18 protein-coding genes and 1 pseudogene are annotated in these 20,316 nt (G+C 49.3%); 14 read left to right on the top strand and 5 right to left on the bottom strand.

Going from position 1 to position 20,316, the window contains the following annotated elements; genetic code table 11:
* Positions 1 to 55: 55 nt before the first annotated feature.
* Entirely contained in the window at positions 56 to 1,585 is a 1,530-nt protein-coding gene (locus KJB30_RS02365; RefSeq protein WP_214296337.1) for a YifB family Mg chelatase-like AAA ATPase, read from the top strand.
* A 32-nt stretch (positions 1,586 to 1,617) separates the two neighbouring features.
* Here KJB30_RS02365 and KJB30_RS02360 read toward each other — a convergent pair.
* Together KJB30_RS02360 and KJB30_RS02355 are read right to left on the bottom strand one after the other, a co-directional pair.
* Positions 1,618 to 1,855 (bottom strand): annotated as a pseudogene (locus KJB30_RS02360) (helix-turn-helix domain-containing protein); the annotation flags it as partial.
* 155 nt (positions 1,856 to 2,010) lie between these two features.
* Positions 2,011 to 2,613, bottom strand: coding sequence for a GNAT family N-acetyltransferase (locus KJB30_RS02355; protein WP_214296336.1), 603 nt, complete (start codon positions 2,611 to 2,613; stop codon positions 2,011 to 2,013).
* Positions 2,614 to 2,971: 358 nt separating this feature from the next.
* Between KJB30_RS02355 and KJB30_RS02350 the strand changes: the two genes are divergently transcribed.
* Entirely contained in the window at positions 2,972 to 3,235 is a 264-nt protein-coding gene (locus KJB30_RS02350; protein WP_214296335.1) for a twin-arginine translocation signal domain-containing protein, read from the top strand.
* A gap of 70 nt (positions 3,236 to 3,305) precedes the next feature.
* Here the strand turns inward: KJB30_RS02350 and KJB30_RS02345 are convergent, their stop codons facing one another.
* From KJB30_RS02345 to KJB30_RS02335, 3 genes are all read right to left on the bottom strand, one after another.
* A complete protein-coding gene (locus tag KJB30_RS02345; RefSeq protein ID WP_214296334.1) occupies positions 3,306 to 3,965 on the bottom strand; it encodes a flavodoxin family protein in 660 nt (219 codons plus the stop codon).
* 194 nt (positions 3,966 to 4,159) lie between these two features.
* Positions 4,160 to 5,095, bottom strand: coding sequence for a hypothetical protein (locus KJB30_RS02340; protein WP_214296333.1), 936 nt, complete (start codon positions 5,093 to 5,095; stop codon positions 4,160 to 4,162).
* A complete protein-coding gene (locus tag KJB30_RS02335) occupies positions 5,076 to 6,800 on the bottom strand; it encodes an amidohydrolase family protein (protein WP_214296332.1) in 1,725 nt (574 codons plus the stop codon). The genes KJB30_RS02340 and KJB30_RS02335 overlap by 20 nt, the downstream gene beginning before the upstream one ends.
* Before the next feature lie 546 nt (positions 6,801 to 7,346).
* Between KJB30_RS02335 and ylqF the strand changes: the two genes are divergently transcribed.
* The 12 genes from ylqF to KJB30_RS02275 all read left to right on the top strand — a co-directional run bounded on the left by ylqF (position 7,347) and on the right by KJB30_RS02275 (position 20,311).
* Complete coding sequence (gene ylqF / locus KJB30_RS02330; RefSeq protein ID WP_214296331.1) at positions 7,347 to 8,225, top strand: ribosome biogenesis GTPase YlqF; 879 nt, start codon at positions 7,347 to 7,349, stop codon at positions 8,223 to 8,225.
* 20 nt (positions 8,226 to 8,245) lie between these two features.
* On the top strand, positions 8,246 to 9,082 hold the full coding sequence (locus KJB30_RS02325) for a PA4780 family RIO1-like protein kinase (protein ID WP_214296330.1): 837 nt from the start codon (positions 8,246 to 8,248) through the stop codon (positions 9,080 to 9,082).
* Between the two features lie 173 nt (positions 9,083 to 9,255).
* Positions 9,256 to 10,305: a GDP-mannose 4,6-dehydratase gene (gene gmd / locus KJB30_RS02320; RefSeq protein WP_214296329.1), complete on the top strand. Its 1,050-nt coding sequence runs from the start codon at positions 9,256 to 9,258 to the stop codon at positions 10,303 to 10,305.
* A 181-nt stretch (positions 10,306 to 10,486) separates the two neighbouring features.
* Positions 10,487 to 11,932 (top strand): lipopolysaccharide biosynthesis protein, encoded by a 1,446-nt coding sequence (locus tag KJB30_RS02315; RefSeq protein WP_214296328.1) that lies wholly within the window; start codon positions 10,487 to 10,489, stop codon positions 11,930 to 11,932.
* On the top strand, positions 11,925 to 12,443 hold the full coding sequence (locus KJB30_RS18195; protein WP_281415430.1) for an acyltransferase: 519 nt from the start codon (positions 11,925 to 11,927) through the stop codon (positions 12,441 to 12,443). Before KJB30_RS02315 ends, KJB30_RS18195 begins: the two co-directional genes overlap by 8 nt.
* A complete protein-coding gene (locus KJB30_RS02305) occupies positions 12,443 to 13,333 on the top strand; it encodes a glycosyltransferase family 2 protein (RefSeq protein ID WP_214296326.1) in 891 nt (296 codons plus the stop codon). Before KJB30_RS18195 ends, KJB30_RS02305 begins: the two co-directional genes overlap by 1 nt.
* Position 13,334: 1 nt before the next feature.
* Positions 13,335 to 14,585, top strand: a complete 1,251-nt coding sequence (locus tag KJB30_RS02300) for an O-antigen ligase family protein (RefSeq protein ID WP_214296325.1) — start codon at positions 13,335 to 13,337, stop codon at positions 14,583 to 14,585.
* A gap of 1 nt (position 14,586) precedes the next feature.
* Complete coding sequence (locus KJB30_RS02295) at positions 14,587 to 15,546, top strand: glycosyltransferase family 2 protein (RefSeq protein ID WP_214296324.1); 960 nt, start codon at positions 14,587 to 14,589, stop codon at positions 15,544 to 15,546.
* Positions 15,543 to 16,610 (top strand): glycosyltransferase family 4 protein, encoded by a 1,068-nt coding sequence (locus KJB30_RS18345; RefSeq protein WP_214296323.1) that lies wholly within the window; start codon positions 15,543 to 15,545, stop codon positions 16,608 to 16,610. Before KJB30_RS02295 ends, KJB30_RS18345 begins: the two co-directional genes overlap by 4 nt.
* A 2-nt stretch (positions 16,611 to 16,612) precedes the next feature.
* On the top strand, positions 16,613 to 18,574 hold the full coding sequence (asnB, locus tag KJB30_RS02285; RefSeq protein WP_214296322.1) for an asparagine synthase (glutamine-hydrolyzing): 1,962 nt from the start codon (positions 16,613 to 16,615) through the stop codon (positions 18,572 to 18,574).
* A complete protein-coding gene (locus tag KJB30_RS02280) occupies positions 18,567 to 19,709 on the top strand; it encodes a glycosyltransferase family 4 protein (RefSeq protein WP_214296321.1) in 1,143 nt (380 codons plus the stop codon). The genes asnB and KJB30_RS02280 overlap by 8 nt, the downstream gene beginning before the upstream one ends.
* The gene (locus KJB30_RS02275; RefSeq protein WP_214296320.1) at positions 19,706 to 20,311 is read left to right on the top strand and encodes a sugar transferase; all 606 of its coding nucleotides are present in this window, start codon (positions 19,706 to 19,708) and stop codon (positions 20,309 to 20,311) included. The genes KJB30_RS02280 and KJB30_RS02275 overlap by 4 nt, the downstream gene beginning before the upstream one ends.
* The last annotated feature ends 5 nt before the right edge of the window (positions 20,312 to 20,316 follow it).

Here is a 20,316-nt window from a genome sequence, read left to right as displayed (position 1 = left end):
GCAGCTTTTCCCGCCTATCAACGACGAAAAAATTCTCGTTTCAAGGGAGACCTTGATGCTCGCAAAAGTGCTCAGCAGTGCCCTGATCGGGATTGATGCCATCCTGGTGGATGTGGAAGTTGACCTGGCCCCAGGCTTGCCGGCTTTTGCCACCGTGGGTCTGCCGGACGGTGCTGTCAAAGAGAGCAAGGACCGGGTGAGGGCAGCGCTCAAAAATTCTGGCTACGACTTTCCGGCACGGCGGATTACTGCCAATCTGGCACCGGCGGACATCAAAAAGGAAGGTGCCGCCTATGATCTGCCTATCTCCATCGGGATATTGGCGGCTACCGGAGTGGTTAAAACCGCCTTGCTCCAGGAGTACAGCCTGCTGGGCGAGCTTTCCCTGGATGGTGGATTGAAAGCGATTCGCGGCGCCCTTTCCATGGCGGTGGCCGCAAAACGGGCGGGATTGAAAGGCATCATCCTTCCTGCAGAAAACGCCCCCGAAGCAGCAGTCGTTGAGGGGCTCGAGATCATCGGCGCCACCACTCTGTCCCAGGTAGTGGACTTCCTCTCCGGCCGGGAAGGGATAGACTCCTGCTGCGTCGATCTGGAAGAGCTCTTTGCCAGCAGCTGCGAATACGGCGAGGATTTCAGCGAGGTAAAGGGGCAGGAACACGCCAAACGTGCCCTGGAAGTGGCTGCGGCCGGATCTCATAATCTCTTGATGATCGGTCCGCCCGGCTCCGGAAAAACCATGATTGCCCGCCGCATTCCCACCATCCTGCCGCGCATGTCGTTTGAAGAAGCGATTGAAACCACCAAAATCTTCAGCGTCAGCGGGATGCTTGACAAAGAGCGGGCCTTGCTGGCGGTGCGCCCCTTTCGCTCCCCCCACCACACGATTTCGGATGTCGGTCTCATCGGCGGTGGCACTACTCCCAAGCCGGGAGAGGTTTCCTTGGCCCACAACGGCGTGCTGTTTCTTGATGAGTTGCCCGAATTCAAAAAGAACGTGCTCGAAGTCCTGCGCCAGCCGCTGGAAGATGGCCGGGTCACCATCTCCCGCTCACTGCTTTCCCTGACTTACCCCGCACGGGTGATGCTCGTGGCGGCCATGAATCCCTGTCCTTGCGGCTACCTGGCAGACCCGATCCATCCTTGCAGCTGTACCCCCATCTCCATCCACCGTTACCGCTCGCGCATTTCCGGGCCGCTTTTGGACCGTATCGACATTCACATCGAGGTGCCGGCGGTCAAGTATCGCGAACTGGTTGACCGGAGCGAGGCGGAAAGTTCCGCTGCAATTGCCCGGCGGGTGGAGCATTCACGGGAGTTGCAGCTGGAACGTTATAAAGGCACCAAGATCCATTGCAACTCCCAGATGACCCCTCGTTTTATCAAAAAACATTGTGAGCTCGACGCTGCCGGAAACCGAATGCTTGAGCTGGTCACCGACCGCCTCGGCTTCTCCGCCCGTACTTACAACCGCATCCTCAAGGTGGCGCGCACCATTGCCGACCTCGACGGCAGCGATGCCATCCGTGAACAGCATATCGCCGAGGCGATCCAGTACCGGAGCCTGGACCGTAAAACCTCATAGGTTGTTTTCCAGATCTCTCCGCCCCGATCCTCCTATCCCCTTTCCACTGCCGCCAGTTGCCGCAAGTTAGTCACATCCCGTAACGGCGGTGCACCGAACATGCGGTTGTACTCACGATTAAACTGGGATGGACTTTCGTAGCCAACCTGAAAAGGCTGCATTAGCGGCATCCATCCGTTCTGCCAGCATCAGTCGTCTTGCTTCATGCAAGCGGAGTTGTTTCTGGAACTGTAGCGGGCTCAGCGCTGTCAGTGACCGAAAGTGATGGTGGGATGGGAAAAAGGTTGCAGGGTAACCTGATTCCATCATGAAGCTGGCGGGAAAGAATGAATATCTCCTGACGCGGATTCGGGCAAAGCGAAGTACCAAAAAAGGGGACGGGCGAAAAGTAGCCGGTCCCCTTTTTCGTCAGCTCAAAGGCGCGATCAAATCAACTTCTTGCTCCAGAATTGCATGGAGTGGTCCCGTTTGACACCATCGATCTCTAGCCACGTGAAGTGGGTGGTTACACCGGGGAGCCGGACAAAACCGGTGCGGGAAAGAAATCTTGTGAGGGGGATGTAGCCACTCGGGCGCAGGGGGTGATCATCGGGGCGCTCAATCGTGGCGCTGGTGAGCGTGCGGTAGCAGCCGAGAGAACGGATGTGGCTTTCCAGTCGGGCAAGCAGCTTCTGGCCCAGTCCACCATTGCGGTAGGCCGCTCGAAAGAGCAGCTCTCCGACATAATACATCTCTTCGAGCGGAGCTGTCGTCCCGGCAAAGGCGTCAAGCACCTGCGCGTCTTCATGAATAAGCGGCATACCGGTGGCCGCCCCGATAATGGCAGATCCATCATAGGCGAGAATGACACAAGCATCGGGTGCCTTGGCATAGGTGGCCAGGTAATTGAGCTCATCTTTCCGACGACCCTGGTATAGATAGGGATATTCCCGGAAGATGTCGAGCCGGAGCGTCGCCAGGTCGTCCAGTACATCTGTTGTCGCCGGCCCGGTCAGCAACTGCTCTGTGATAGTCTTTGCATCATTCATACCTAACTCTATGCCTCGCCAACCTCATTGGGGTGACTTCTCAGCGGCCGGCTTTTTTATGACAATGCTTCCGATCAATAGAGGGTGGATCGCATTAGCGTTACGGATCTGACTCGATCAATCTCTGCTGTTCCCCTGAAAAAGCTGTCCATTTTGGAATCCTTAATAAATTGTAAAATGTGTTTTACGTAAACAGGAAAATATAGCAACACATTTGGTGGCTGAACAGTTGCTGAACAAGCAGCATCTCGTACGATCAGGCAATAATTTGGCAGAATCGGTCTACCGGTCCTTGAATAATCCGCACGATGTAATCAACGAAAAACCATAAGAAACGACGGCTCCAACGGAGGCTGACATGGACAAAGAAAATATGGAACCTTGCGGAACTAACGGAGGTACAACCCTCACCCGCAGGAAATTTCTCAAGGGGGTCGGGATCGGAGGCGGCGCTCTCTTGCGGTTTGGGCAGTTCGGGGTCCATTCGGCAGCCTGGGCGCTTGCGGGAGATCTCGCCCTTAAAATGGTTCGGGTGGATTACAACAAATGCACCGGGTGCCGGACGTGTGAAACGGTCTGTTCGTCGCGCAACCGGCCTGTAATGCTCAAGGGGCAGGAATAGAAAACCCCGCCTGAATAGACGGGGTTTATCAGCAGCCTGACCCGCCAAAAGCGGGCTTTTCAGTATGCAGCTACGCCGCGACACTCTCGGCTCCTGCCAGCCGCTGTCCCAGCTCGAAGGCCCGTTGGCATTCCAAAGGTAGCACCTCAGCACGGCGTTTAGCCTTGTGAATCGGGTCGAAACTTTCGATCACTACCTTTGAATAATCGTCCACCTGGCAGGTGTCATAGGCGCACAGCGACTCTGCAGAGCCAAGGAGCAGTTGCATATAGCGCTCGTTGGTCTTGTAGATCTGTTCGTATCCGAATTCCTTGCTCCGCTCTTCCGGAACATTCATGGTGTAGATGAATCCGGTCTTGATCTGCTTTGGGCATAGGGTGCCATAGGGTACCGTATAGGTAAGGTACTGAAACAGCAGGCGCTCAAGAAAGCTGCGCGTCTCTCCGGTTACTGTGCCGAAGTAGATCGGCGAACCGATGACGAGGGCGTCGGCTGCAGCGATTTTTTCCAGCACCGGCGCCAGATCGTCGTTCATTACACATTTGCCGTAACTTTTGCCCCCCCGGATTTTGCAGCCGAAACAGCTCGTGCATCCCTTGAAGTTCAGATCGTAAAGATGAAACAATTCCGTTGTGGCACCTTGTGCTGCGGCACCTTCCAGGGCCTTGGCCACCAGTGTGGCTGTGTTCCATTGTTTCCGCGGACTGCCGTTGATTCCAATTACATTCATGTGTGTTTCTCCTTGTGTGGTTGTTGTTTCAGGCGGCACGATCTGCTACGAGAAAATAATAGAGAATTCTGTTTGACTGCGAAGTGCCGGGAGCAAAGGTGCGGCAATTGGACGGTGGCAGAAAATTGAAAGCGGTTGCGTAGTTTTTGTTACCATCCCGGCAGGGCACTTTTCTTGTCGTGATTCTCCGGCAGTTATCGTTCCCACACCGTCAAGCCCACTGTTACTGTAGTCACATCATTGATCACCGGCGGAATCCGCCCCTCGGCCACCCTTATGAATGCTGCATTCACAAACCCTAGCAGAGGCTTTTCAAAGCTGTAGCTAAGTGCGCCTGCGATGTAGAGAGCATCGTCCTTGTCCAGCGCCCGAATGACATCCGGTGTGCCGCTACTCAGGTAATAACGGATGTCGAGGTGAGCATTCAGTGGATCGAACGGCCCGGGGAGCCATTGGCCGACCGGGAATTTCCAGGACCCGAACAGCCGAAGCCGGCCGGAATCTTCGTCGTTGACACCAAGCGAGCGCTGCAATCTGGAATGATCAACCCTAACGAAGTCATAGCCAATAAAAATGGAAGGAACAATTGCCTTGAATCTCTGGTTCTCGGTCAGCACATAGCCCAGTTCCACTCCGCCGGTGAAGTTCCGGTTGTCAAGCCGCTGATCGGTTTCATAGCCACCCAGCAGGCTGAGGCTTAGTCGGCCGTAGTTGAAGCCCTCTTCCAGGGTACGGAACTCTCCCGGCTGTTCTCCCGGAATAACCTTTGATGGGCGATAGAGGTTGATGGAAGTCGTAAGTCCTGCATCTGCTGTCAGTGGTGTCGTATTCAAATCCGGGTCCACGGCCATGGCACCTTTGGTCGAGACATGGGCTGCGAGGTGCTTGCGGAAGGACGCTCCTGTCGGCTGCGACCAGAGCTCCGTGGAAATTCCCAACCTGTAATCTGCCGCAACAGTCCAGTCGCCATGGGCAGTGAGCACGCCCGGGCTCAGCTTGTGCTCAAATTTCACTGCATCGTCAGCCAAAGCGCCGTTTGCGATCATACAGACCGACAACAGCGTAAGGAAGAAGGTTGTCAACCTTTTGCTGGCGTTCTCCCTCCTCATGCTAGAAACGGTAAATGGCATCGCACACCTCCCCGACCTCATGAATATACTTCGAGCCGTCATCGAAAAGTCCCACCAGGCTATTCATCGCTTTCTTCGTATCCTGGCTCTGCTCGTAATTTCCACCGTTAGCGCCGAAGAAAGTATCCAGGTTTTCTCCCATCGCCTTCAACTTCTGATCCCATATTTCCTTTGCTTCAAAGCCCTTGTTCCAATAAGCCATGTCCCGCAGTTTGAATAGTCCTACGGCGTCAAAGCTCCGTTTTTTCTGAACGTCACTGAGTTGCCCTTCGGCAAGAAACATGTACAGGTAAGCGTGAACCTTGTTGTTCCAGCTCCATTTCGGCCCCAGAGATGGCTTCGGCAGCACTGTCGTCGGACCGTAAAGATCTTTGATTGAACCTTTCAGCCAGTCTGGCGCTTCGGAAAGGAGCGAATCTCGCTGCTGGTATATGAATCTGATGTAGTTTTCGATGGCGAGACCCGCCTTCTGCCCAGAGTCCGGGAGACCCAGAAAGGTGGCCGGGTTTATCTCCGTGATCTGCAGGAAATCGTTTTCCGTGAGGTGTTTCTGAAAGTATTTCCAGTAGTTTTTTTCAGTGAGACGTTGTCGCGAGAAGAAGAAATCAGTTCCGAAAAGGATCCGTCTACGGAAGCTGTCCTCTTGCAGCAGTTGAGCAAGGTTATTGAAATAATTTTCTCCCGCATCTCCACCAGACATTGGTTCACTGTGGTAGGCAATATCGGCATAGACCCCATCAAATGACTTCATCAGGTCGAGAATTGTACGGGTCCAGCACGGGGTAGGGATTGTGCCTGAAGTAAGGTGGCTGGCTCCGCCGAAGTGTGCGAAGCAGATCTTTAACTGTGGATGTTTCTCCAGGATCGGTTTCCAGAGTGAGGGGTCTGAATTCAACCGCGTCTCCGGAGCAGAATAAAAGCCACCTTCACTGCAGTGCATCAGAAGGGGGATGGCGCGGCTTTCACAGTAGGCATACACCTTGAACATCTCTTCACTGTCGATGGCATACCCTAGTGACGGATAAAGTTTTACCCCCACAAATCCCCTGCCATTGAGCGCCGTTTCCATGATGGCGAAATGACCTGGACGTCGTGTGTTGACTGCAACAAACGGGAAAATTCGGCCAGGATAAGCCAAAACCTGCGCCGAGATGTCGGCAAGCTGCTTCTCAAACAGTTTCGCATTCTCTCCGTTTTGGGTGATATCCATCGCCAGCGCTACAACCCCGTCTTTCAGGGTCAACTGCTGCATGAGGAGGTCGGTCACGTGTCGGATGCTCGGTTGCAGGGCGATACGCAGAAAAGAAAGAGCATCCATGATGTCTGCTTTTGAAGCATCACTTTCATCCTGACCAAGTGTTTCACCGATTTGCCCCATGAGCGTTACCAGTCCATCGACAGCATAATCCTCCAGGAGCGCCCCCCCTTCCAACTGAAGCTTCAGGTTGTCACCGGAAGAGAGGTTCTTCAACATCTTCTTGAACTCCACCGAAGTGGAGACCTTTTTGATTACACTGCGGAAAAGGGTTTCCTCGTCAACGTAGTTGCCACCCTTTTTGAAAAGGCTGTTCAACTGCTTGACAAGTTCGTTTTTGATCAGGTCTGGGATTTCCAGCTCACTAATCCTTCGAAGAAGAATATCCAGGGTTTCACCGGTGAAGACCGATGTGGCATTGAAAATATGGGCGTGACAGTTAATCCGCATACAACCTCCTTATGTGATTACTGCAGGTCAGCAAAAAGCGGAGAAGTAATTATGTTCGACACAGATAAGCAATGTGGATTGTTGGTCATGTTTCTGCTAAAAAGTGATTGCTGATGGACGGTTAAAGAATGCGCAGCAGCGGTAGTGTTAGTTGTGGCTAACTTGGGGGAAAATTGCGAGGAATGCAGGGGATGTAGGTACCCAAGTTACGTGGCCTGCTGCCTTCAAATATAAAGGGAATGGCGGAAGTATCTTTAGCTTAAATACATTAGAAAATTCAACAAAATATTTGCACAGTGTTTTCAATTGATGCACTCTTTAATCTCACGGAAACGTAGCACACGGAAAAATATTCCTTTTCATTTGGTTAGTACAGCTTTGCGCCCTTTCAAATTTCACAATGAAATATTAAGTACAATAATTTTCAGAGAAAAGGCACCACCACCTTCAGTTGCATCCAGCATATAAACCTCATTGTTTTATATGTGCCTATGCTATTCTATGACCTACAGTAGCAATTGTTAGATTACAGAGGAAAAGACCTACATGACGATTAGATGGTACCCCGGCCACATGAGCAAGGCCCATGAGGAAATTTCGGAACTGATTCGCAGAACCGATGTGATTATAGAAGTCCTTGACGCCCGCCTCCCCTTCTCCAGCTCGAATCACCTGCTGGAAGAACTGCGCCGCAACAAGCCCTGCATAAAGGTGTTGAACAAACATGATCTGGCTGATCCTGCCGTCACTACCGCTTGGGTCCGCAGTTTTCAAACTGTTTCCGGTATTCGCGCTCTGCCGCTGTCGGCAAAACAGCTCGCCGAGGTGAAGCAGTTGATCAAGCTTTGCAAACATCTGGTTCCAAAGCGGGGCAATCCCGGATATCCGGTGCGTGCCATGGTGGTCGGCATTCCCAATGTGGGAAAGTCCACCTTGATTAACACTCTGGCAGGCAAGTGTATGGCCAAGGTCGGCGACAAGCCGGCCATTACCGTCCGCGCTCAGCAGATTGACCTGCGTAACGGCATCCACCTTTTCGACACACCCGGGCTGCTCTGGCCGGAAATGAGCGATCAAGGGGGGGCTTATCGCCTGGCAACCAGCGGCGCCATTGGTGCCAACGCTCTTGACTACACAAACGTCGGCCTTTTCGCTGCAGAATTCATGGTGCGACGTTATCCCGAGCTGCTCAAAGCGCGATACAAGCTCTCCGAACTGTCTGAAGAACCCTACGAAGTCATAGAAGCAATCGGCCGCTGTCTCGGTTGCCTGGCCAGTGGAGGGGTGGTTGACCTGCACAGGGCGGCAGAAGCTTTTCTGCGGGAGCTTCGGGCAGGGAAGGTTGGACGAATCAGTTTTGAAGAGCCTGAAACGGCAATTCCGACGGAAACAGCAGCCCAAGTGAGTTGTGAGCCCTCAATATAATTTTGTGATAGTGAGAACATATGAAAATTCCCAAGAGTCTTGAAACATCGGTACAGAATGGACTTGTTGACGAGGTGGTCTGTCAGCTCATGAGCGGCAAGGAAGCCGAGGTCTATGTGGTGCTTTCCAAGGGAGAGGTTCGCTGTGCCAAGGTGTACAAGGAAGCAGGCAAGCGCAGCTTCAGCCATCAGGCCCAGTACCAGGAAGGGCGCAAGGTCAGGAACAGCCGCCAGGCGCGCGCCATGGAGAAGAATTCCCGTTATGGCCGCAAGGAACAGGAAGGTGCCTGGCATAATGCCGAAGTGGTAGCCCTGCAGCGACTTGCCGATGCTGACGTGCGTGTGCCGAAGATCTACAGCTATATCGACGGAGTGCTGCTGATGGAGCTGGTGGTTGATGCCAATGGTGATGTTGCGCCACGGCTCAATGATATTCGCCTAACGGAGGAGCAGGCGAGAGAGTACCACAAGGCAATGATCAATCAGATTGTGCTCATGCTTTGCGCCGGCCTCGTGCATGGTGATCTCTCCGAGTACAATGTGCTTGCAGGCAGCGACGGACTGGTCATTATTGATTTGCCCCAGGCAATTGACGCAGCGGGAAATAACAATGCGAGCAAACTTCTGCTGCGGGATGTGGAAAACATGACCGCCTACTTCGGTCGTTTTGCCCCCGATGTGCTTACCACCGACTACGGCAGGGAGATCTGGAAGCTCTATGCCTGCGGAGAACTCGCCCCCGGCATCAAGCTGACCGGCCGCTTTGTGCAGAGCGGCATTCCTGCCGATGTCAAGGGTGTGATGCAGGATATTGATTCAGCCAGGCTCTGGCATGAACGCTATCAGTCCAGGGGGTAGCGCCCCCTCCTCATGGTGCTGTTTCAAGACAGAGAAGGCCTCAACGGGTATGCGTGTGAGGCCTTCTGCAGGTTCCACCTGGGAATTAATGCAGGTTTTTAAAGATTTTTTACCTTTTTTATGATAATTTTTTCAGTCTTTCAAAAGGCCAAATCTCATGCTGGAGCGTCTACATGAAAAAAGCACTCATCACCGGTATCACCGGTCAGGATGGTTCCTATTTAGCTGAATTGCTGCTTGCCAAGGGTTACGAAGTTCATGGCATGATCCGCCGCTCCTCTTCCTTCAATACCGGACGTATCAACCACATTTACCGCGATCCCCATGAAAAAGACGTCCGCCTGTTCCTGCACTACGGTGACCTGAACGATGCAAGCTCAATCAACACTCTGTTGCGCAACATTCAACCGGAAGAGATTTACAACCTGGGCGCCCAGAGCCATGTGCGCGTTTCCTTCGATGTGCCGGAGTATACGGGCGAAGTTGATGCCCTGGGTGCCGTGCGCATCCTGGAGGGGATCCGCGAGACCGGCCTCAACACAAAATTCTATCAGGCCTCCTCTTCCGAGCTATATGGCAAAGTAGTTGAAACACCCCAGAAGGAGACCACTCCTTTTTATCCCCGCTCCCCCTATGCCTGCGCCAAGGCCTATGCCTTCTACATCACCCAGAACTACCGCGAAAGCTACAACATGTATGCCTGTAACGGCATCCTCTTCAACCATGAATCGCCCCGCCGCGGCGAGACTTTCGTTACGCGCAAAATTACCCGTGCTGCTGCACGGATCAAGCTGGGTATCCAGAACTGTCTCTACCTGGGTAACCTGGACGCCAAGCGCGACTGGGGGTTTGCAGGGGATTACGTGGAAGCAATGTGGCTGATGCTGCAGCAGGAGAAGGCAGACGATTACGTCATCGCCACCGGCGAGACCTACATGGTTCGCACCTTTGCAGAAAAGGTCTTTGCCCGTCTCGGCATGCCGCTGAAATGGGAAGGGGAGGGTGAAGGCGAAAAAGGTATCGATACCACCACCGGTAACGTGGTGATCCAGATCGATCCCAAATATTTCCGTCCGGCCGAGGTGGATCTGCTGCTGGGTGACCCGTCAAAGGCCAGGCGCGAGCTGGGCTGGGAGATTAAGACAAGTTTTGAGCAGTTGGTGAATATGATGACTGATGAAGATTTGAAGATGGCTGAGCGGGAGAAAAGGGCGGAGGGTTAATGATCATTACAATTAAATCTCCAACCTACTACCACGTCAGAGCTAGCTATCATGGTCGTTAGCAGTGTAAGGGAACAGGTTTACCAGGATACTGATTGCAATTGAGTCTTGGGGATTTTCGAGACTTAGAGTCAAAGAGAGGTTGTGTGCGAAGATTGCTCATTCGTCGGAAAGAATATAATTGAAAGCAAAGGCACTAACCAGTCAGATGGGCGTGATGCTCTTTACGATGATTAAGGGCTTTGTTGCCCTGAAAATCATGGTTCAATTCGGCGACCATGATTACGCCATGCTCGCCCAATTTTTTGTAGTCTCAATGTTTGCAGTTCAGTTCATTGCGGTAAACTTTGATGCCCCTCTGGTTACATCACTGGTAAACAGGCCACAGGATCATCGGCTAGTTTTCAATGGCCTCGCACATTTAATGCTCTTAAATCTTTTACTTTTATCTGTTTGCGCTTTTCTGTCTCCGATGACCTTTTCTCAATGGATTTGGGGTGAGGAAGCTTATTTGATGGTGGGATTGTTTCTTGTGTACGTTCTGGCTTTATCCGGTAATCAACTTACACTGTTGTGTTTTCAGGCTGAACGTAGTTTCACGGCGTATTCCCGCCTCCAGATTATTCAACAGTTGTTTCAGCTTTTTTCATTGATACTGGGATTCTGGCTGAAAAACATACTTTACGTCGCTATGTTTGCAATTCTTTTTGAGCTGTTGCTTTGGAAGGCAGGCTGGCGATACAAAACTGCAATTTCATTCACGAGAGCCCAGCTTAGTCAGAGCCGGGGATGGATTCGCTCCAATTGGTCTGTGGCATGGCCTCTGTTTTTCAGCTTCATCATGATTTGGGGCCTTAACAACTATGGTCGTTTTCTGGTTATACAACAACTGGATCTAAAAGCTTTGGCTTCCTACGCGGCCACCTTTTCAATCGCAATACTTTCAGGGCAGTTGATTAATCCAGTCTGTTCCATCTTTTTCCCATACATGTCGGAAAATGGTGGACGTGATGAAAATGCAATCAAGTCTCTGCTTTCCGGGCTCACAATATTGCTGATATCAACATCTAGTGTCGGTTTTGTCTTGACCGCAAGTACTTGGATCCTGATGAAGCTGGTGGCGCGTGCTGATCTTTTTGCAGGTTTTGCCTTCGTTGCGTGCGTTTGTGCAGCACAAACTGCTTATGGGGTCGCTCGGCTGGCAAATCTCTCTACTGTAGTCCGGAACAAAACCATGCATGGCACCGCTGCTTTTGCAGCAGGCTTAGCTTTGAGCATAGTTCTTGGTGTTTGGCTCGGCTCATATAATGGAATCATAGGTATAGCGGCTTCCTATTGTGCAGGGAGCATCTTCGCAATGTCAGTTATTTTTTATGAAGTACTTCCTTTTATAAAAAAATGTTGTCCTCAGTTTAGTATGCCGGGATTTTACCTCTTTGTTATGCTTTCAATAATAATGCCTTTCTTCACTATATTCATGGACTGGAGCTCATTGCTTAGGGTTGCAATTATCATCCCCTTGTTTCTTTCCACTTATCTGTTTGCCTGTTTCCTAATCTTAAGAAATCAGAGCTTTTTTCGTGAAATCATGAAAAATATAAAGTTTGCGGGAGGACGCTTTGCTTAATCTAGTGCTTAAAGTCATAGATAAATTTCGAAAGAAGATTGAGGAATCAAAATATAATAGATATCAAAATCTCAAAATAGGGGTCGGCACAAGCTATAATTTTGAAAATCTTGACGGGATTTGTCCACAGCTAATAGAAATTGGAGAATACTGTGTTTTTGCCCCTAAATCCGTTGTCCTTACTCATGATGCATCCTTGTTGCCAACTACGGGTAAGTATGTATTTAAACCAGTGAAAATAGGGAATAGGGTTTTTATAGGTTACGGGGCGGTTATTATGCCTGGGCTGATAATTGGTGATGATGTTGTGATTGGCTCTAATGCCGTTGTAACCCGGGATGTTCCACCAGGCACCGTTGTGGCAGGCATCCCGGCGAAGGTTATATGTACCACACGAGAATTAGCAAAAAAGCGGGAATCGGACCTGCAGGAGGCTGTATTTGACTGGCGAAATCCTGTGACTCTCAAGGAAATCGTGGCACAGCAGAAACAACTGATGGATAAGTATTGATGACCACACGGGTAAGTATACTTGTAGCAGCCTACAATGCTGAGTTCTATGTCGCAGAAACAATCCAAAGTGTTCTTGACCAGACTTTTGCAGACTGGGAACTTGTTATCTGTGATGACGGGTCCACTGATGCCACAGCCACGATTGTTCAGAGTTTTATAGATCGTGATCCCCGAATTAAACTGGTTCACCAGGCTAATTCGGGAGGGGCTGCAGCACGGAACACTGCGTTCAGCATTTCTAGGGGAGAATATATTGTCCTGCTCGACGCCGATGACCGGATTTTGCCAGAAAAACTGGCAATACAGGTTGCCCTTCTAGACATGAATTCCGACGTTGGAGTTGTATACGGAGATACCTGGTTTTGCGATCAGAATGGTAAACGCACGCACCTGGAATCGGAACAATATCCCTTGCAGCACAAACAGGGGGATGTATTCTACCCTCTTTGCTGCGGCAATATGATGGCTGTACATTCCGCGATGGTTCGCCGTGCTGCTATCAATAAAGTTGGTGGAGTCCACCATCCTACGAAAATACAGATTGCTGATTGGGATTTGTGGGTACGTCTAGCAGAGAAATATCCATTTATATATCATGCTGACCCTGTAGCAGATTACCGCCTGCACCCCATGATGTCAGCCCGCCAGGACAATGCTCGAAAACAGGTGCTGCAAAGAGAGTTCAATGTTTCTCGAATGGAAAAACTGCCACGATTTGCTGAACTAACTCCAAAAGAAAAAGCACAGGTTTATTTTGCAACTGGTCGTTTTTGCGCAGGTTGGAAAGAACCTTCCCATGCTTTAAAACATTATATCCGCTCATGGTTACACAATCCCCTATACTTTAAAAATTATTTAGCAGTATTTGCGTTGCTTGTTGGTAAGTAATATGAATATTGAAGCGTTTTCGCGCCTCTTACTTCTAGCAATACTGATGTTATCGATTGTTTTCCCCGCTACTCTGCAGGGTATAAAAATCGTTTTGCTAACTTTGGTCATGGGAGGGTTTCTGATTCTTGCGGTAAAAAGACCTTTTCAAATGCGATGGTCCAAGTCCGTTTTAATCATATCATTTATCTTTTCCCTTATTGGTTTTATATGGTCTTTATACGGAGAAGGTCTGGGTAATCCCGGTGCCACCAGAGTTCTTACCGTCATGGCAATTTATCCGATGCTCTTTACTTTGTTAGGTGTTTTTTGGAAGCCGGGTGATGCAGCAAAATTACAAAAAGCCTTTTTGTGGTTTGGATTTATCTTAATCTTGTCGCAAGGTCTTTATATAGGGTCTTCATTTGGGCTTGACGGAGGTGTTTTTAAATCTCTATACGGGGATATTGCCGTCGTTGATCAGGGTGATGATTATTTTCTATTTACCCTGCCTAGTGTAGCCAGTCTGATTTTCTTTCTCCCATTTTTTTTTATTGGTTTTCTATTTGATTCAAAATTTAATGTTAAGTACATACTTTTATTCTTATGCTCTGTTGTAATTGTTATGCTGACCGGTAGACGTGCAATTTACTTATCCTTCGGTTTATCGATGCTGTCATTTTGCGGAATCATAGCCGTGGGTAAAATATTTTTTCCTAAACAGGTTCCCAAAATTTCAGGTCCGAGATTGATGCTCCTATGTGCGGTAATGATCGCTTTTATTCTTTTTCTTCTTTCGATGGGTTTGCAAAATAAAGATTTACTATTAAATAATTTTCAATCAATCTTTGACTTTCAATCCAATGAAAGCAATCTTGAACGGAAGTTTCAGTATGAAGCTTTGAAGGAAGGAATTAGCCAAAATGTAATTATTGGTGCGGGAGCCGGTGCTGCGGCGAGCTATTCAAGGTCGTTTGAACAGCCATGGGCTTATGAATTATTTTATGTGTCAGTAATTTACCATTACGGTATTCTTTGTTTCCTTGTTTATCTAAGTGGAATTATATATCTGGTGTGGCGGCAGTTGAAGTTTATTTTTTTGCCAGCTTTGGACCATCAAACCCGTTTATTTTCTTTGTGTTTTCTGGCAGGTTTTTTTTCATTTTTAATTGCGACGGCCACAAACCCCTACATCGGAAAATTTGATTATATGTGGATTATTTTTATCCCGGTGATGATGGTGAACAGTTTTAACTTAACAAATGAGGTTTGATGTGGGTACCGCTGGTAAAAGTATTCAAGTCATAATGGTCAACTGGAATGCAGCATCTCAGCTTTCCGAAGCGGTTTCAAGTATAGCTCAGTACCATAACGGTCTTATCTCGTCGGTAATCATTATCGACAATAATTCTTCTGATGATTCATTAGCGCTTGTGGAAGCATTGGGTGTCTTGCCCTTCAGACTTCAAATTATTCGTAACGCAGAAAACTGTGGTTTCGGAGCGGCGTGTAATCAAGGAGCCGCGCTAGGGAACGCTGAATACCTGTTGTTTCTGAATCCTGACACCCTTCTTCATGAAAATTCGCTAGTCGTTCCATTGAACTTCATGCAAGAACCAGAAAATGCTGATGTTGGCCTTGTCGGAATTCAGCTGGTTGATGAACTAAATCACATCGCTCGAAGCTGCGCCCGATTTCCATCGTTAGGGACTTTTGTCGCACATACTTTAGGTTTCAATCGCATCCCCATTTTTGGGCATTTAAATATGCACATGGAAGATTGGGCACATGACACCACTGCCACGGTCGATCACGTAATTGGGGCGTTCTACCTGATACGCCGGTCTGTATTCGAGTCTTTGCGCGGGTTTGACGATCGGTTTTTTGTATATCTTGAGGACCTGGATTTATCTTTTCGTATTCATCAGGCTGGTTTCCGGTGCGTTTTTCTTGCCGATGCTCAGGCGTTTCATGCCGGGGGAGGGACATCCCATCAAGTGAAAGCGCGCCGACTATTTTATTCACTGCGTAGTCGATTGCTTTACGGCTTCAAGCATTTTAAGTCATGGCAGGCTTGGATTCTGCTGGCTATATCACTTGGGCTGGAACCACTAAGCCGCGTTGGATTTGCGCTTCTACGGGGCTCACGAGGTGATGTGCTTAATACATTTAATGCATATCGCATGTTGTATTGCGATTTGCCTAATACTCTGAAACGGGCGCTGCGGTCGTGAAAATATTATTATTGACCCGCTACGGTCAGCTTGGCGCCTCTTCACGGATGCGTTTTTTGCTGTATGTTCCATCGCTTGAGGGGGCAGGGATAGAATGTTCTGTTGCTCCGTTGTTTGATGATAATCAATTGGCTGAGCGCTATCGCAAAAAGAGATACGGTTTCTCCAGTCTGGTGCAATCCTATGTTCGACGTCTGTTGATGCTCTTTAAAAAGCGTTATTTTGATTTGGTTTGGATAGAGAAAGAAGCTTTACCCTGGCTTCCTGCCTGGTTCGAGCGCTGGTTTTTGAGCGACGTGCCGTACGTACTTGATTATGATGACGCAATTTTTCATAATTATGATCTGCACTCATCACCTGTAGTGCGGCATTTTTTCAGTAATCGTATCGATCATCTCATGGCCGATGCACGACTCGTGGTGGCCGGCAATAGTTACTTGGCTCAACGTGCACGAGAAGTAGGGGCGAAAGTTGAGATTGTTCCAACCCTGATTGATCTTGATAGGTATTCAGCAAAAAATATTTCAAGTGATGAGGTTGATCTACTAAAGATTGTCTGGGTTGGTTCACCCAGCACCATTCGTTATTTAAAGCTCCTGTATAAACCTCTGGTGGAGTTGAGCCGTCAGTTTGTTTTCAAGCTGCGGGTTATCGGAGCGGATACATTTGCCATCGAAGGTGTGAATGTTGAATGTGTACCATGGTCTGAGGCAACAGAAGCGGCGTCAATACGGGAGTGTGATGTCGGTGTCATGCCCTTGCTTGATTCGCCCTGGGAGCGTGGCAAGTGCGGTTACAAGCTTATTCAGTACATGGCATGTGGTTTGCCCGTGGTGGCTTCACCAGTTGGTGTTAACAGTGAAATTGTTAATAATGGCCAGAATGGATACTTGGCGGATACAGATGGAGCGTGGGTAGATGCACTGGGTGCATTGTTGGGAGATGCGGTGCTGAGGCAACAGATGGGTGCAGCCGGGCGTAAACGAGTGGAAGATGATTATTGTATTCAGCAAGTTGCACCACGGATGATTGGATTGTTGCGAGCTGCCGGAGAGGGTTGCTAGCCATGTGCGGGATTTCAGGTTATTTGGGCTCTGGTACATATTATCAAGCTATTGAAGTTTTGAAAAAAATGGGGAGAGCCATTGCTCATCGCGGTCCAGACGACAGTGGTGAGTGGTTTGACAGTAATCAAGGTATTGGTTTATCACACAGGCGTTTATCCATTGTTGATCTTTCTCCGGCCGGCCATCAACCAATGATATCGGCGAGCGGGCGATATGTGTTCGCCTTTAACGGTGAGATTTACAATCACCTTTTCCTGCGCAAGTCACTGGAGGAGGGTGGCTTGGCCCCCAACTGGCAAGGGCATTCGGATACAGAAACACTCCTGGCAGGTTTCGATGTTTGGGGAATTCAAGATACAGTTATAAGAGCTGTTGGCATGTTTGCCTTTGCGGTGTGGGACAGAAGTACATGCACTCTCACACTGGGACGTGACCGGTTGGGTGAGAAGCCCTTGTTTTATGGTTGGCAGGGCGATACCTTCTTGTTTGGTTCCGAATTGAAGGCGCTGAGGGTACATCCTGCATTCAACGCCGAAGTGGATCGTAATTCATTAGCATTGCTGATGCGGCACAACTGTATTCCATCCCCGTATTCCATCTATCAGGGAATTTCCAAGTTACAGCCTGGAAACCTTTTGACCGTTTCATTACAACAGCGCGACCTACATGTGGTGCCATACTGGTCTGGCAATCACATTGTGGAGGCTGGATTGGCAAAACCATTTGCGGGTAGTGCCGCAGAAGCGGTTGATGCGCTCGAAGATTTGTTGAAAAATGCGATCGGCTTGCAAATGGTTGCTGACGTTCCGCTGGGTGCTTTTCTTTCCGGCGGTGTTGATTCGTCCACAATAGTGGCATTGATGCAGGCTCAGTCATCCAGACCAGTACGTACCTTTTCCATAGGTTTTCATGACGACTTGTATGATGAAGCCAGATATGCAAAAGCAGTAGCATTGCATCTGCGTACTGACCACACCGAATGGTATGTCACTGCTAAGGATGCGTTGGATGTGATTCCTCAATTACCCCGCCTTTATGATGAGCCCTTTGCTGACTCCTCGCAGATCCCAACTCACCTGGTATCGCACATGGCCAGGCAGCACGTTACTGTGTCATTGTCCGGTGATGCTGGTGATGAGTTGTTTGGAGGGTATAACCGCTATGTGATAACGAGCCGATTGTGGAGTCGATTGTCTCATCTGCCCGTTGAAGCCCGATGCATGTTGTCAGCTGCAATTACCAGCGTTTCTCCCCAAAAATGGAATGCCATGGCCAAAACCATTCTTTCCGTGTTGCCTAAAAAAGCAGGCATGGCGAATTGGGGTGACAGTCTGCACAAAGGAGCAGGTGTCATGGCGAGTCGTTCTGTTTCTGAGCTTTATCGTGGGCTCGTATCGCACTGGCCTGATCCCAGCGCAATAGTTTTGGGATCAACCGAGCCTGCCACGGTAATTACGGACATTGCGCGTCAGCCCTTGGTGCATTGCGACGTTGAACGAATGATGGCACTGGATATGTTGAGTTATCTGCCCGATGATATCTTGACCAAGGTTGACCGAGCAGCAATGGGTGTAAGTCTTGAGACTCGGGTTCCATTCCTGGATCACAGGGTGGTGGAATTTGCATGGCGTTTGCCGCTTGAGTACAAGCTGCGAGACGGAGTGGGAAAGTGGGTATTACGTCAACTCCTCTATAAATATGTTCCTAAGGAACTGATAGAACGTCCGAAACAGGGGTTTGGTATTCCCATCGATTCCTGGTTACGTGGGCCGCTACGGGATTGGGCAGAGGATCTGTTGAGCGAATCCCGCTTGCGTCAAGAAGGTTATTTTAATCCGGCTCCAATACGGCAAAAATGGACGGAACATCTCTCCGGCAAATTCAATTGGCAATACCATCTTTGGGATGTGTTGATGTTTCAGGCTTGGTTGGATGAAGAGAAAGGGTGCTCAGGTGTCTAGAGTTGTCGTTATTGGTGCTCTTGCAGAGTCTTTGGTCAATTTCAGGGGTGATTTGATCAAGGTCCTTGTGGCTGCGGGTCATGATGTCGTTGCCATGGGAGACGATACGGATGATGTGACTCGTAATCGTATAGAGACATTAGGGGTATCATTTCGGCCGTATCCTGTCCAGCGTAATGGCATGAATCCACGTAATGATATGGCGACATTGCGTGCTTTACGCACTGCATTTGATGAAATTGCGCCAGATGTAGTGTTAGCCTATACAATCAAGCCTGTTATCTGGAGCGGATTAGCACTTCGTACCTTAAAAACATCAACGCAATTTTATGCCATGATCACCGGATTAGGTCTGGCATTTCAGCCTGGAGGTATCAAGCAGACAGCGTTGAGAAGTCTGGTTGCTTGCCTGTATCGTTCGGCGCTTGTCCGTGCCGAAAGAGTGATTTTTCAGAACACTGATAATCGGCAGGTATTTATTGACCGTCAGATTGTGAATGATGAAAAGTGCGTAACTGTGAATGGTTCGGGTGTAAATCTGGCCCATTTCGATATGACCTGTTTGCCCAAAGGTGACGTCGTTTTTTTAACGATTGCCCGTTTGCTGGGAGATAAAGGGCTTCGGGAGTATGTAGAAGCAGCCGAGATTGTGAAAAAAAGGTATCCACGGGTGGTCTTCAATTTACTAGGGCCAGCGGACCCGTCGCCAGATGGTATTTCGCCTGCTGAGGTCGAAAGCTGGCAAAGTTCAGGTCATATAAATTACCTGGGTGCATCTAATGATGTTCGTCCTTTTATTACACACTGCCATGTTTATGTCTTGCCCTCATATCATGAAGGAATGCCACGTACTGTCCTTGAAGCCATGTCCATGGGACGACCGATCCTGACGACCGATGTGCCTGGATGCCGTGAAACCGTCATTTCGGGTGAAAATGGTTATCTGGTTCCTCCAAAAAATTCTCGTGCACTAGCAGAAAAAATGATCATGTTTATTGAAAACCGGCATCTATGGGAAAGAATGGGGCACGCAAGTCGCCGAATTGCCGAGAATCGTTTTGATGTCACTAAAATAAACAGCGAGATGCTAGATGTTATGGCGCTAAACACATCTAGAGGTCACGTTTTACCATGAAGCGGTTATTTGACATGCTGGCAGCATTTTTGGGACTGGCTGTTCTCAGTCCGATACTTATTGTTATAGCTATTCTGGTTCATACCAAACTAGGATCTCCTATTCTTTTCAGGCAACAGCGTCCGGGGTTGCATGCGCGACTTTTCTATGTATATAAATTCCGCACAATGACCGACCAACGGGATGCTGACGGGCAGCTCTTTTCGGATGAAGTGCGTCTGACCCCATTCGGTAATTCTTTACGTAATCTGAGTCTGGATGAGCTACCACAACTTTTTAATGTTATCAAAGGGGACTTGAGCCTGGTAGGTCCTCGGCCGTTGCTGATACAGTACCTGCCGCTTTATTCACCTGAACAAGCCAGGCGTCACGAGGTGAGACCTGGCATCACCGGATGGGCACAGGTTAATGGCCGCAATGCAATCAGCTGGGAAGATAAATTTGACTTGGATGTATGGTACGTTGACCACCACTCTTTCTGGCTCGACCTCAAGATCCTTTGGATGACCCTGATCAAGGTTTTTAAACGGGAAGGAATCAGCCATGACGGCCAGGTGACGATGGAAGTCTTTCAAGGTACCCAAAAACAACATGAGAGTTAAAAATC

Source organism: Pelotalea chapellei (assembly GCF_018531195.1).
GTDB lineage: Bacteria > Desulfobacterota > Desulfuromonadia > Geobacterales > Pseudopelobacteraceae > Pelotalea > Pelotalea chapellei.
This window is presented reverse-complemented; position numbering and strand designations above follow the sequence as displayed.